This is a genomic window from Salinivibrio sp. IB643 (assembly GCF_001996105.1).
GTDB lineage: Bacteria > Pseudomonadota > Gammaproteobacteria > Enterobacterales > Vibrionaceae > Salinivibrio > Salinivibrio costicola.
Window position 1 is genome coordinate 1 of the sequence record NZ_MUFF01000015.1, and the last position, 13,614, is coordinate 13,614.

Genomic DNA, 13,614 nt, shown 5'->3' on the forward strand with positions numbered 1-13,614 from the left:
TGAGCTTAGAAACCTTACCGAGTGAGCATCCGCTGGCGCGTCTACTGCCCTGTGATAATGTGTTTGCGATTGAAAGCCAATGGTATCGTGAAAATCCATTAGTGATCCGCGGACCGGGGGCGGGGCGGGATGTCACCGCTGGGGCGATACAATCTGATCTGAATCGCTTAATTGGGCGTCTTCACTAATGTCCTTTTAGTAAACGTGATCTTCGCAAACGTGAAAGCTGTCTTACTCCACATAAGACAGCTTTTTTTTATCTGAAGATCACGTTATATGACGCGCTTTTGGCTGCTGCTCTCGGTGGCTTCCTGCATGTTGACTATCTTCATAATACTATGAGTTCTTTTCATGGCTGAGATCGTTGACATTTCACCCAAATAACGACAACCTTTAGACATATGGACGTCTAAACGTATAAACCAAAAACGCACATCATCGCGAATAAAACCGGTTGCAGGGAGAGGGTATGAGCTATACGCACGCAGGCCACATTGATGCACTTAATCAGAATATTGCCGACTTAGACGGTGATATTAACGTCTCATTTGAGTTTTTTCCGCCCAGCACGCCCAGTATGGAAGAAACCCTCTGGAATTCCGTGCACCGCCTCAAAGGGCTTAAACCTAAGTTTATGTCAGTGACTTATGGCGCCAATTCTGGTGAGCGTGATCGCACCCATGACATCGTGAAAAGTATTCATGATCAAACGGGGGTCGCGGCGGCGCCCCATCTAACCTGTATCGATGCCACTGAAGATGAGCTGCGCCATATTGCCCGTGACTACTGGCAAAATGGTATTCGTGACATTGTGGCTTTGCGCGGAGACTTACCGTCGCCGGAGAAAAAGCCGACTATGTATGCGGCGGACTTGGTGCGGTTGCTCAAAGAAGAACATGACTTTGATATTTCTGTCGCCGCTTATCCTGAAGTGCACCCGGAAGCGAAAAGTGCGCAAGCGGATCTCATTAATCTGAAACGGAAAGTCGATGCCGGTGCCAGTCGTGCCATTACCCAGTTTTTCTTTGATGTGGAAAGCTACCTACGTTTTCGTGACCGCTGTGTGGCGGCGGGGATTGATGTCGAAATTGTGCCGGGGATTTTGCCCGTCTCCAACTTTAAGCAAGCTTCTCGGTTTGCGCAAATGACGCATGTGCGTGTCCCACAGTGGATGCACAAACAGTATCAAGGTCTTGAGGATGACCCTGTGACCCGGCAGATGGTCGGTGCTTCGATTGCTATCGATATGGTGCGCGTACTCAGCCGTGAAGGGGTAAAAGATTTTCATTTTTATACCCTCAATCGGGCCGAATTGACCTATGCACTTTGCCATACTTTGGGGGTTCGCCCATTGGCTGTCGCACCTTAGCTAAACCGCTAAACCGCTAAACCGCCAAACCGGTTTACCTTTAGCCAAAAAAAGCGCCCCGTTTCGTGGGGCGCCTAGGTTGCGAGTTGTGTTTATTGTTTTGATTAGGCGCTGGCCGCCAGCATCGTAAGCTCATCGCGCACTTCTTGCGCCCAGGCCATCCAAGCGCGACGTTGATGAATGCTGCGTCGTAATGCTAATCGCATGAGGCGTTGCTGTTGCGTTAATGATGTGGATTGACCGTAATCACGCTGCTCAAGCAGAGCATAATGATTAAGTAGTTGTTGTGATTCCGCAATCAAGTTATTGATATGCTCGAGCATCGGCGTGGGATCCAAGACCTCACAGCTGAGTAGGCGTGCGACGTACTCGTCGCGAGGCGGGGCCAGCTTAGGCGCTTGGATAAACCACGCCTCTAACACCTCGGTGCCGACAGGGGTGATGGCATAGACTTTTCTATCTGGTTTGCCGACTTGCGGCTCAAGTCGATAGGTCACAGCACCTCGCTCGGCGAGCTTAGTCAGTTCACGATATACCTGTTGATGGCTGGCTTTCCACACATTACTGATAGTGGTAGAAAACGCCTTGGTAATATCATAACCCGTGGCTTCGCAGTTGCTGAGTACCGTCAGTATGACATGGGGAAGTGACATCTTTTATATCCACATTTATTTATAACAATCGGTTCGCATGAGTCGCCTATCTCGGGCTATTTTACTGCACTCAATGCTTGTTCAAGGTCGGCAATGATGTCATCAATATGCTCAATGCCGACACAAAGACGGATCATTTCTGGGGTCACCCCGGCCTTCGCTTGCTCTTGCGCATTCAGTTGACGATGGGTGGTAGAGGCGGGATGGCAAGCAAGTGACTTAGCATCACCAATATTGACCAGGCGTTTAAATACATTCAGCGCATCATAAAACTGTACCCCCTCATCAAAGCCACCTTTTAAGCCGAAAGACAGCAGTGATGCGGGCAATCCGCCGCGGATAAGCGACTGGGCACGTTGGTAATGAGGATGAGTTTGTTGACCGGCATAGTTCACCCATGCCACCGCTGGATGACTGGCAAGGTAATCCGCCACCGCTTTGGCATTCTCGCAGTGACGCTCCATACGCAGGCTCAAGGTTTCGAGACCTTGCATCAACATAAAGGCGTTCATCGGCGATAAGGCGGCGCCGCTGTTACGCAAAGGCACGGTACGCGCGCGGGCAATAAATGCCGCCGGGCCAAAGGTATCGCTATAGACCACGCCGTGATACGCCGGCTCGGGCTGTGAAAATTGCGGGAAGCGGGCTTGATGTGCCACCCAATCAAAGGTGCCGCCATCAACGATCATACCGCCTAGGGTGGTGCCATGGCCGCCAATGTATTTGGTTAGCGAGTGCACCACGATATCGGCGCCATGTTCAATCGGTTTGCATAGCACGGGCGTGGCCACGGTATTGTCGACCACCAAAGGGACACCGTGCGCGTGGGCAACCTTGGCAAGACCGGGGATATCGGCAATATTGCCGGCCGGATTACCAACTGATTCGCAATACACCGCTTTGGTATTGGCATCAATCAGCGCTTCAATCGCACTGGCGTCGTCACTTTGGGCAAAACGTACTTCAATGCCTTGTTCGGGGAGCATATGAGCAAACAAGGTATAGGTGCCGCCGTAAAGCTGTGGTGTGGCGACGATGTTATCACCGGCCTTGGCTAGGGTTTGGATTGCATAGGTAATCGCGGCGGCGCCAGCACTGACGCATAGGCCTGCGATACCGCCCTCTAATGCCGCCACACGTTGTTCTAATACATCGTTGGTGGGATTCATGATCCGCGAATAGATATTGCCCGGCACATCGAGGTTAAACAGATCAGCACCATGTTGGGCGTTATCAAACTCATAGGCGACGGTTTGATAGATGGGGGTGGCGACTGATTTGGTGGTCGGATCGGTCTGATAACCGTGATGAATCGAGAGGGTTTCGTCTTTCATGGCAATTCCTTTGCGTTTTCCTTTGCGTTGTTAAATCGCGTCACCGCGACCTTCCATAGTAATAATACTATCAATGTAACAGCAAGCCTTAGACGTGGCTATGGATAAAAAATCTCGCGTGTGCGTCGGTTTCTATTCGCTCGCTTGATACAAAAAAAAGCCGCACCCGAGGGTACGGCTTGAGTCGATTAGCCAGTGTTACGCAGGCCTGCGGCAATGCCCGCGATGGAGATCATCAAGGCATCGTCAAGCGACTGATCGTCCTCTTCACATTGCCGTGTACGGTATAACAGCTCAGCTTGCAGCATATTCAGTGGCTCGACGTAAATATTACGTAAGCGAATCGCCTCAGCGCCCCATGGGTTTTGCTCCATCAGGTTATCGCTGTTTTCCACCGCCAAAATCACTTGAATGTCTTGGCGTAATTGATCGCGGAGTGATTCACCCAAAGGCCAGAGGCTTTCATCGACCAAACGCTGATCATAGTATTTGGCAATATCGAGGTTGGTTTTGGTAAACACCATCTCCAGCATGCCAAGCCGGGTGGAGAAGAATGGCCACTCACGACACATTTCTTCTAGCTGGGCTTTATGGCCTTTGGAAATGGCATGATCGATCGCTTGTCCAGCGCCCAGCCAAGCCGGAAGTAAGAGGCGATTTTGACTCCAGGCGAAAATCCAAGGAATTGCCCGTAAGCTTTCCACCCCGCCTTGCGGGTTGCGCTTAGAAGGGCGTGAGCCCAGTGGTAACTTACCGAGCTCAAGCTCTGGTGTGGTGGAGCGGAAGTAAGGCACAAATTGCTCATGGCCGCGAACCACATCGCGATAGGCTTGGCAAGAAATGTCACTCAAGGTATCCATCAGCGCACGCCACTCTTTTTTGGGCTCTGGTGGCGGTAGCAGGTTAGCTTCCAAAATGGCGCTGGTGTAGAGGTTCAAACTGTTGACCGCGACATCGGGCAGCCCCAGTTTAAAGCGGATCATCTCGCCTTGTTCGGTGACACGGAGGCCACCTTTTAAACTACGAGGGGGCTGTGACAACAAGGCGGCATGGGCGGGCGCACCGCCACGGCCTACGGTGCCGCCACGGCCATGGAAGAGGGTTAAATCAACCCCTTGGTCATCGCATAAGTTGACCAGTGCTTCCATGGCGCGATATTGCGCCCAACCGGCTGCCATCACCCCGGCATCTTTAGCTGAGTCCGAATAGCCTATCATCACCATTTGGAAGTTCTGAGTAAAGCCACGGTACCAATCAATCGCCATGAGCTCGCCAATGACTGATTCCGCGTTGTTCAGGTCGTCCAAGGTTTCGAATAACGGGCACACATCCATGCGGAATGGGCAGCCGGCTTCTTGGAGTATCAAATGTACCGCCAGCACGTCCGAGGCGGTCCTCGCCATTGAAATCACATAGGCACCCAGCGCTTCACGCGGCTGCTGGGCAATCACCCGGCAGGTGTCGATCACTTCTTTGACGTCATCCGACGGTGTCCAATCACGGGGTAATAGCGGCCGTTTCGAGGACAATTCACGGATCAAGAAGGCTTGTTTGTCTTGCTCGCTCCATTGCGCGTAATCGCCCATCCCCAAATAGCGGGTCACTTCTGAGAGCACATCGGCATGACGAGTGCTTTCTTGGCGAATATCGAGCTTGATTAAGTGAACGCCAAAACATTGCACGCAGCGAAGCAAATCAAGCAACTTGCCGTCGGCAATAATGCCCATGCCGCATTGGTGGAGTGACTGATAACACGCCAGTAATGGCTGCCACAGCTGCTGGGTGTCGGTCAGAATGCCCTGTGATGACGTGCGTTCGCCTTTCAGCTTGGCATCTAAATAACTTAATGTGTGATTGAGCTGACTGCGCAGCGTTTTCAAGATCGCGCGATACGGTTCGTGCGCCTCGCCGGCCATCTCGCGCACGGTGTCATCACACTGAGTCATCGACAGTTCGCTGATCAGATCTTGCACATCACGCAAATACAGGTCGGCGGCTTTCCAGCGTGAAAGCAGCATCACTTCACGGGTGACCTCGCTGGTGACATACGGGTTGCCGTCGCGATCGCCGCCCATCCACGAGGAGATTTGTACTGGCTTGGCATCAATGGGCAAGTTGATGTCTAAGTGGCTCTCAAGCTGCTGATCGAATTGGCGTAAAAATGCGGGCACTGCTTGCCATAATGAATTTTCAATCACCGCGAAGCCCCACTTGGCCTCGTCGAGCGGTGTCGGGCGCTCTTGGCGAATCACATCGGTATGCCAGGCTTGTGCAATCAACTGTTCAAGGCGTTTCTCGGTTTTGGCTCGCTCGTCGGCGCCTAAATAGTCGCTCAGCTCGAGTTTGGATAAGCATTTATTGATTTGCACCAAGTTATGAATGGTGGTGCGGCGCGCAATTTCAGTGGGGTGCGCGGTCAGGACTAACTCAATTTTTAAATCGGCGATCGCCTTCTGCGCGTCATTGGCATCAATCTCACCTTGGCTGACGCGTCGGAGCAGGTTATCAATCGCATCGGGGCTACACTCATGGGTGTCAGATTGGCGCGACACCGTATGGTATTGCTCAGCAATATTAGTCAGATTCAAAAATTGGCTAAAGGCGCGGGCGACCGGAAGCAGTTGGTCTGCGGGTAAGTTTTGCAGCACGGTTTTCAGCTTAGCATGATCATCCTGATTACCTGCTGCAGCCGATTTTGAGAGCTGACGAATTTCCTCAACTTTTTCTAAAAGTGCGGGGCCATGGGCATCTTCAATGGTGTTGCCCAGCAGATGGCCAAGCATACTGACGTTACTTTTTAAGGCAGAGTACTTTTCGTTCATAGCGTATCCATTCTGTAACAAAGTTACATCCTACTGTGACTGTAAAGACCCAATCTAGCGAATGTTGCGTGATCGGGTCAACTTAACCGCAAGTTAGCGCGAAAACTGGCTACCGGATTTGATGCTTATCATAGAGCCACCTCAAAAGATGAAAAAAAGTTTCAGCTTTCATGTTTGCTAGCTTCTAGAGGGTCTCTCCGCGCTCGTCATCGTGGGATTTTGTCGTAAGTGACGACCGTATTATTTGCATGGTTAGATAGAATTATTGCTCTAATATGAATGAATAGACATTAAAAGTGATTTTTTACGCTTTTTGGGGTTGACGGTTAAACGGGAATGCGATAAAAAAATAACCATTCACTATTTATGAATAAAAATATTTTCTAAGACGAGTCGACCATGATACTAGGTACCGCCAAACATAATATCCTTGCCCTTCGACGACGCTAGCCTGCTTTGCGTGGCTATCCGCTACGCCCTCGACACTCTGCTGCCCCGCAGCACGCCTTAAATATCCATAAAGAGAGACACCCATGACACTTAACACCATTATTGTCGGTGCCAGTGGCTACACAGGAGCCGAGCTTGTCGCCCTTGTCCATCGCCATCCGCAATTGCACTTGGCCGGTTTATATGTCTCGGCAGGCAGTGAAGACGCTAATCGTCCTGTGAGCGCGTTGCACGGGCAACTGCGTGGCGTGGTGGATATGCCACTGATGCCATTGTCCTCGCCACAGGATGTCGCCAAGCAAGCTGATGTGGTGTTTTTAGCCACCGCGCATGCGGTCAGTCATGAATTGGCGCCGGTTTTTCTGGCTCAAGGTTGCGTGGTGTTTGATTTGTCGGGGGCGTATCGGGTCAATCAAGCCGACTTTTATCCCGAACACTACGGTTTTGCGCACCAATCGCCAACATGGCTTGAGCAAGCCGTGTATGGCTTGGCCGAGTGGCAGGGGGAGGCATTGCAAGCAGCGCAGCTGGTCGCCGTACCTGGGTGTTACCCCACCGCCAGTCAATTAGCGCTCAAACCTGTGCTGGATGCAGGCTTGTTGGATAAACAAATGTGGCCGGTGATTAATGCTACCAGCGGCGTGACGGGCGCGGGGCGCAAAGCGAGTCTGACCAACAGTTTTTGCGAAGTGAGCCTGCATGCCTACGGGGTGTTTTCTCATCGTCATCAGCCAGAGATTGCCGCACACCTAGATACGCCGGTGATTTTCACCCCGCACCTTGGCAGCTACAAACGCGGCATTCTTGCCACCATTACCGCCAAATTAGCGCCAGGTGTTAGTGAGGCGGAGGTGGGGCAGGCACTCTCTCACGCCTATCAAAAGGCGCCTTTGGTACGGGTGCTTCCTGCCGGTGAGGTGGCCAAGCTACACGCGGTGCAACATACCAGCTTTTGCGATATTGGCTATCAGGCCGCGCATGGGCATCTGATCCTTACCAGTGCGATTGATAATTTACTGAAAGGCGCGGCCAGCCAAGCCGTGCAGTGTTTAAACCTGAAGTTTGGCTTTGCCGAAACTACTGCGATTGTCTAGGAGAAACGGATGAAAACGCCATTAGTGATTAAATTAGGCGGCGCGGCACTGAGCTGCAGCGAGACCCTCGCCAAGGTTTTCGGCGCGATCAATGCCTATCGCAGTGAGGCGGAGCGCCCGTTAGTGCTGGTGCATGGTGGCGGTTACTTGGTCGATGATCTGCTCAAAAAGCTCGCCCTCACTAGCGTGAAAAAACAAGGCTTACGGGTCACGCCCGCCGACCAGATTGATTATGTCACCGGTGCGTTGGCAGGGACAGCAAACAAGTTGCTGTTAGCCCAAGCACGTAAAGCAAACATTAAAAGCTGTGGCCTGAGCTTGGCCGACGGTGGCCTGTGTCAGGTCAGCCAGTTGGACCTTGAGCTGGGTGCGGTGGGAGAAGCCAGCGCCGGCGATCCTAGCCTGCTGCAGGCGGTACTGGCCGCAGATTGTGTCCCCATTATTAGCTCGATTGGCATCAGTGACCAAGGTGAGCTGATGAACGTTAATGCCGACCAAGCAGCGGTCGCGGTGGCGACCACTCTCGGGGCGGAGCTAGTGCTGCTGTCAGATGTCAGTGGTGTGTTGGATGGTAAAGGCCATCTGCTGCCCTGTTTGACCGAGCTGGATGCGCAACACCTGATAGAAAAAGGCGTGATCACCGATGGCATGGTGGTCAAGGTCAACGCGGCGTTTGCCGCCGCCCGCGAACTGGGTAAACCGGTGGAGATTGCCACTTGGCGTTACCCAGAAAAACTCACCCAATTATTCGATGGCCAGCAAATCGGCACCCGGTTTAGCGCCAGTTAATAAGACGTATAACGACGCTACTCAAACCGTCGCATCATGATTTAAGGAGAGCAAGATGAGCAAAGTCAACAAAGTGGTACTGGCCTATTCGGGTGGATTGGATACCTCGGCCATCATTCCCTGGCTAAAAGAAAACTATGACTGTGAAGTCGTCGCCTTTGTCGCCGACGTCGGTCAAGGCGAACAAGAGCTCGAAGGCATTGAGCAAAAAGCGCTCGCTTCGGGGGCATCACAGTGTTTTATCGCCGATCTAAAACACGAAATGGTAGCGGATTATATTTATCCCAGCCTGAAAACCGGTGCGGTGTATGAAGGCAAGTACCTACTTGGCACCTCGATGGCGCGTCCTATCATTGCCAAAGCGCAGGTCGCGTGCGCCCTCGAGGTCGGCGCGGATGCGCTTTGCCACGGCTGTACCGGAAAGGGGAACGATCAAGTCCGTTTTGAGAGCACCTTCTCCGCGCTGGCGCCGCAGCTGAAAGTGATTGCGCCTTGGCGTGAGTGGGATCTCACCAGTCGTGAAGCCCTGCTCGATTACTTGGCCGCCCGTGATATTCCGTGCACGGCGAGCCTTGAGAAAATCTATTCACGTGATGCCAATGCTTGGCACGTCTCAACCGAAGGCGGCGTGTTAGAAGATACCTGGACGGCGGCCAACCAAGATTGCTGGGTATGGACTGTCGCGCCGGAAGAGGCGCCCAATACGCCCGAGTTTGTCACCTTGGGAGTACAAAGCGGGGAAGTGGTCTCGGTCGATGGTGAATCCATGTCGCCTTATGACGTGCTAACGCTATTGAATGACAAAGGTGCCGAACATGGCGTGGGACGGATTGATATCGTTGAGAACCGTTTGGTGGGGATGAAATCCCGCGGCTGCTACGAAACCCCGGGTGGCACCATCATCATGGAAGCACTGCGCGGCGTTGAACAATTGGTGCTGGATAAAGAGAGTTATCAGTTCCGTGAGGAACTCGGTTTAAAAGCCTCTCACCTGATTTATGATGGGCGTTGGTTTACGCCACTTTGTCAGTCGATTGTTGCCGCGGCCAATTCTCTCGCCGCGCCGGTAACGGGCGAGGTGGTGATCAAACTCTATAAAGGGCAAGCGACGGTGGTACAAAAGCGCTCGACCAATAGCTTGTACTCGGAAGACTTTGCCACTTTTGGTGATGATGACGTCTACGATCACAGCCACGCCGAAGGCTTTATCCGTTTGTATTCGCTGTCGAGCCGGATTCGGACACTGAACAAACAAAAACAATCCTAATTAAAAAAGCATCGTGAGCAGTAAGGAGAGACAGCATGGCATTATGGGGCGGACGCTTTAGTCAAGCAGCAGACAAACGGTTTCAAGCGTTTAATGATTCGCTGCGCTTTGACTATCGCTTAGCAGAGCAAGACATTGTGGGCTCCATTGCTTGGTCGAAAGCCTTGCGTTCAGTGGGCGTGCTGAGTGATGACGAGCAACAGCAATTGGAGCTCGCGCTCAATGAGCTCAAGCTGTCGGTGATGGAAAACCCTGAGCAGATCTTAAACTCAGAGGCCGAAGATATTCACAGCTGGGTCGAGCAGCAACTGATCGATAAAGTCGGGGATTTGGGCAAAAAGCTGCATACCGGACGCTCGCGCAACGATCAGGTGGCCACGGATCTCAAGCTGTGGTGTCGCCAGCAAGGCCAGCAAATCTTGCTGTCTCTCGATAAGCTTCAGCAGCAGCTGGTGGATGTGGCGGGTCAGCACCATGGTACCGTGCTGCCTGGCTACACCCACTTGCAGCGTGCACAACCGGTGACCTTTGCCCATTGGTGTCTGGCCTATCTGGAGATGTTTGAGCGTGATACCACGCGTTTGCAAGATGCGCTTAGTCGCTTGGACACCTGCCCACTCGGATCGGGGGCGCTGGCAGGCACCGCGTACCCGATTGATCGCGATGCCTTGGCACAAAACCTGGGATTTAGACGGGCCACCCGTAATAGTTTGGATTCGGTCTCGGACCGCGATCATGTGATGGAGATGATGTCTGCTGCATCCATGTCGATGCTGCATCTGTCACGGATGGCCGAAGACATGATCTTCTATAACTCGGGCGAGTCCGGGTTTATCGAGCTGGCGGATACTGTCACCTCAGGCTCGTCGCTGATGCCACAAAAGAAAAACCCCGATGCGTTAGAACTGATACGTGGTCGAACGGGTCGGGTGTATGGTTCCTTGTCGGCAATGATGATGACGGTGAAAGCCTTGCCGCTGGCTTACAACAAGGACATGCAAGAAGACAAAGAAGGGCTATTCGATGCCATGGACACCTGGCATGACTGCTTAGACATGGCGGCCCTGTGCTTTGAAGGCATCACCATCCATAAAGACAAAACCTTGCAAGCGGCGCAGCAAGGTCATGCCAATGCGACCGAGCTGGCCGATTATTTGGTGAGCAAAGGGATCCCGTTCCGTGAAGCCCACCATATTGTTGGCGTGGCGGTGGTGTCAGCCATTGAGCAAGGGTGTGCGCTGGAAGCGCTGCCGCTAGAAACCTTGCAGCAATTCTCACCGGTGATTGAAGATGATGTGTATGCCATGCTCACGATTGAATCCTGCCTGGCCCAACGTCGGGCACTGGGAGGGGTGGCACCTGAGCAGGTCAGCTTTGCTATTCAAGAAGCGCAAAAGCGCTTGGATAAGCGCTTTACCCCCAAAGTCACGGTGCGCTCGGCGCGGCTCACCGATTTGGATACCATTGAAGGCATGGTGGTGTATTGGGCGAAATTGGGGGAGAACTTACCGCGCGACCGTCATGAATTAGTGCGTAATATTGGCCTGTTTGCGGTCTCTGAACATCAAGGGGATTTGACCGGCTGCGGATCGCTGTATATTTACGACTCAGGGCTGGCAGAAATTCGCTCCTTAGGGGTTGAAGCGGGCTGGCAGCGCCAAGGACACGGCACGGCGTTGATGATGCACTTGATTAAAAAAGCCAAGCAAATGGCGATYGAGCAAGTCTTTGTCCTCACCCGGGTGCCCGAGTTTTTCACCCARTTGGGCTTTACCTCAGTGTCGAAATCGCAATTGCCAGAGAAAGTGATGAAAGATTGTGAAATCTGTCCGCGCTTCCACGCCTGTGATGAAGTGGCTCTGACCTATAACATTGCGGGGCCGGCGACGATCTCGACCTTCTCACATGCAGAGATTGAGTAAAAAAGTGTGGGGCGGCTTTAGGGCCGCTTTCTGTTGCGCCGAAACGGATAAATCAGCAAATGAAGCAGCAGCAGCGCGCTGGCACTGCCAGCGGCGAACAGTAATGCGATCGATTCAACTTGCCGTGGCGTGTCGGCATAGGCCCACCACCAAAACGGCCACAGTATGGCAGAAATGACAGCAAGTTGGGTCATACAGCGCGTGCAGCGTCCTAACTTCTGCTTCCAAATGCCAGATTGACAATATTTACAAGCCATATGGGCTCTCTTGGTCAGTGAGGGCGATACGCCATTGTGGCGCAGTGAGTCGTTGGATACAAAAAAGCCCTCCGCGAAGGAGGGCAAAAGGTAAGCAAGTGCTTGGGGAAGCAACAGGCATTGCCTGTAAAGCGCCGAGCGTTCGGCGAAAAGGACAGTGAATTAGCAGCCTGGGCCGCAATCCATGCAGTGTTTGATCATCTCTGGCCCGAGTTTGAGTTTGGCGTTGACATCACGCAGTGCGGTACGTACCCCTTCTTCAATCACTGGGTGATAAAAGGGCATATCCAACATTTGCGAAATGGTCATTTGGTTTTGGTGAGCCCAGGCGAGTAAGTGTGCTAAGTGCTCGGCGTTCGGCCCAATCATTTCTGCGCCCAAGAAACGCCCTGTGCCATGCTCGGCATAAACATGCAATAAGCCTTTATTGCGTAGCATGACCCGTGAGCGACCTTGTCCCTCAAAGGAAACCACACCGATTTCAAAACAGCCACATGGGCCGAGACGATCGGTAATTGCTTTATAGCTTTCGCCCACCATCGCAATTTGTGGATCGGAGAAGACCGCGGATAGCTTGCTACGGCGCAGTCCCGCACGGATATCTTTGCCGCGCCCCGCGTTGTCACCGGCAATTCTGGCTTGGTCAGCCGCTTCGTGCAGCAGTGGAATTTGGTTGTTAGCATCACCGGCAATAAAAATGTGCGCTGCGGTGGTTTGCAGGGTGTAGCTATCGGCTACTGGGACACCGCGTGCGTCCACTTTGATGCTGGTCGCGTCAAGGTTAAGTTTGTCGACATTGGGGCGACGACCGGTGGCGGCAACCACGTAATCAACCCAACGCAACTGGCTTTCGCCGTTTTTGTCGCGGTAACGGATTTGGACCTTATCACCTTCACGGATCATCTCTTCAACCTTGGCATCGGCATCGAGATAAAACTCCTCGCTGAAGGTTTTATCCGCATATGCCATGATATCTGGGTCGGTGAGTGGACCCACTTGGCCGCCGACACCAAACATAGTCATTTCGACACCGAGGCGGTGTAACGCTTGGCCCAGTTCAAGGCCAATCACGCCCGGACCAAACACGGCAACCGATTCAGGTAAGTCATTCCATTCGAAAATATCATCGTTAACCACCAAACGATCACCGAGGTGATTCCAGGCCTCGGGCCAGCTCGGACGTGAGCCGGTCGCAATCACAATGCGGTCAGCATGGATAGTGGTGTGATCGTCAACCATCAAGGTATGATCATCGACAAAACGTGCATAGCCATCGATTTTGTCTTGGGTGGGGATGTCGTCGACACTTTCCAATACAAAGCCGACAAAGCGATCGCGCTCGCGTTTAACCCGATCCATTACCTCACGACCATTTATCTCGGTACTTCCGCCTGGGTAGACACCAAAACCGGGTGCTTTGTCGATATGATGCGCCGCTTCAGCCGCCGCAATTAACAGTTTGGATGGCATGCAGCCAACACGTGCACAGGTGGTGCCATAAGGGCCGCCTTCAATCATCACCACGCTATCTGTCTGTGCTTTGGCCGCGCGATAGGCACCGAGCCCGGCGGTCCCGCCACCAATCACAGCCACATCAACCGTTAATGTTTTCATTGCTTTCTCCTGGGAAAATAACGGGCGGCAAGGCTGCCGCCCA

General features: G+C 52.8%; 11 protein-coding genes. 6 read left to right on the plus strand and 5 right to left on the minus strand.

From position 1 onward, the window contains the following. Positions 1 to 188, plus strand: a 188-nt coding sequence (locus BZG77_RS08185; RefSeq protein WP_131826145.1) for a hypothetical protein, incomplete at its 5' end; no start/stop codon positions are given. Positions 189 to 469: 281 nt separating this feature from the next. Then, complete coding sequence (metF, locus tag BZG77_RS08190) at positions 470 to 1,369, plus strand: methylenetetrahydrofolate reductase (protein ID WP_025744244.1); 900 nt, start codon at positions 470 to 472, stop codon at positions 1,367 to 1,369. Positions 1,370 to 1,473: 104 nt separating this feature from the next. On the opposite strand, the gene BZG77_RS08195 is transcribed toward metF, so the two are convergent. From BZG77_RS08195 to ppc, 3 genes are all read right to left on the minus strand, one after another. Beyond that, positions 1,474 to 2,022, minus strand: coding sequence for a PadR family transcriptional regulator (locus BZG77_RS08195; RefSeq protein ID WP_077646886.1), 549 nt, complete (start codon positions 2,020 to 2,022; stop codon positions 1,474 to 1,476). A gap of 56 nt (positions 2,023 to 2,078) precedes the next feature. Beyond that, the gene (locus BZG77_RS08200; protein ID WP_077461539.1) at positions 2,079 to 3,356 is read right to left on the minus strand and encodes an O-acetylhomoserine aminocarboxypropyltransferase/cysteine synthase family protein; all 1,278 of its coding nucleotides are present in this window, start codon (positions 3,354 to 3,356) and stop codon (positions 2,079 to 2,081) included. Between the two features lie 188 nt (positions 3,357 to 3,544). Next, positions 3,545 to 6,178 (minus strand): phosphoenolpyruvate carboxylase, encoded by a 2,634-nt coding sequence (gene ppc, locus BZG77_RS08205; protein ID WP_077646887.1) that lies wholly within the window; start codon positions 6,176 to 6,178, stop codon positions 3,545 to 3,547. A 533-nt stretch (positions 6,179 to 6,711) separates the two neighbouring features. On the opposite strand from ppc, the gene argC reads away from it, so the two are divergent. Genes argC through argH form a run of 4 tightly spaced genes read left to right on the plus strand, consistent with a single transcriptional unit; the run spans position 6,712 to position 11,700 of the window. Continuing rightward, positions 6,712 to 7,722 (plus strand): N-acetyl-gamma-glutamyl-phosphate reductase, encoded by a 1,011-nt coding sequence (gene argC, locus BZG77_RS08210; RefSeq protein ID WP_077646888.1) that lies wholly within the window; start codon positions 6,712 to 6,714, stop codon positions 7,720 to 7,722. 9 nt (positions 7,723 to 7,731) lie between these two features. Further along, the gene (argB, locus tag BZG77_RS08215) at positions 7,732 to 8,511 is read left to right on the plus strand and encodes an acetylglutamate kinase (RefSeq protein ID WP_077646889.1); all 780 of its coding nucleotides are present in this window, start codon (positions 7,732 to 7,734) and stop codon (positions 8,509 to 8,511) included. A gap of 55 nt (positions 8,512 to 8,566) precedes the next feature. Further along, positions 8,567 to 9,778 (plus strand): argininosuccinate synthase, encoded by a 1,212-nt coding sequence (locus tag BZG77_RS08220; protein ID WP_069361869.1) that lies wholly within the window; start codon positions 8,567 to 8,569, stop codon positions 9,776 to 9,778. Positions 9,779 to 9,813: 35 nt separating this feature from the next. Continuing rightward, positions 9,814 to 11,700, plus strand: coding sequence for an argininosuccinate lyase (argH, locus tag BZG77_RS08225; RefSeq protein ID WP_077646890.1), 1,887 nt, complete (start codon positions 9,814 to 9,816; stop codon positions 11,698 to 11,700). A gap of 17 nt (positions 11,701 to 11,717) precedes the next feature. On the opposite strand, the gene BZG77_RS08230 is transcribed toward argH, so the two are convergent. Beyond that, the gene (locus BZG77_RS08230) at positions 11,718 to 11,957 is read right to left on the minus strand and encodes a DUF3624 domain-containing protein (protein ID WP_025744249.1); all 240 of its coding nucleotides are present in this window, start codon (positions 11,955 to 11,957) and stop codon (positions 11,718 to 11,720) included. Between the two features lie 162 nt (positions 11,958 to 12,119). Continuing rightward, complete coding sequence (locus BZG77_RS08235) at positions 12,120 to 13,571, minus strand: dihydrolipoyl dehydrogenase (RefSeq protein WP_077646891.1); 1,452 nt, start codon at positions 13,569 to 13,571, stop codon at positions 12,120 to 12,122. Positions 13,572 to 13,614: the final 43 nt, after the last annotated feature.

Excerpts from the sequence above, each read along its gene's own strand:
- metF (WP_025744244.1), top strand. The coding sequence starts at position 470 with ATGAGCTATACGCACGCAGGCCACATTGATGCACTTAATCAGAATATT.
- BZG77_RS08195 (WP_077646886.1), bottom strand. The coding sequence starts at position 2,022 with ATGTCACTTCCCCATGTCATACTGACGGTACTCAGCAACTGCGAAGCC.
- BZG77_RS08200 (WP_077461539.1), bottom strand. The coding sequence starts at position 3,356 with ATGAAAGACGAAACCCTCTCGATTCATCACGGTTATCAGACCGATCCG.
- ppc (WP_077646887.1), bottom strand. The coding sequence starts at position 6,178 with ATGAACGAAAAGTACTCTGCCTTAAAAAGTAACGTCAGTATGCTTGGC.
- argC (WP_077646888.1), top strand. The coding sequence starts at position 6,712 with ATGACACTTAACACCATTATTGTCGGTGCCAGTGGCTACACAGGAGCC.
- argB (WP_077646889.1), top strand. The coding sequence starts at position 7,732 with ATGAAAACGCCATTAGTGATTAAATTAGGCGGCGCGGCACTGAGCTGC.
- BZG77_RS08220 (WP_069361869.1), top strand. The coding sequence starts at position 8,567 with ATGAGCAAAGTCAACAAAGTGGTACTGGCCTATTCGGGTGGATTGGAT.
- BZG77_RS08230 (WP_025744249.1), bottom strand. The coding sequence starts at position 11,957 with ATGGCTTGTAAATATTGTCAATCTGGCATTTGGAAGCAGAAGTTAGGA.
- BZG77_RS08235 (WP_077646891.1), bottom strand. The coding sequence starts at position 13,571 with ATGAAAACATTAACGGTTGATGTGGCTGTGATTGGTGGCGGGACCGCC.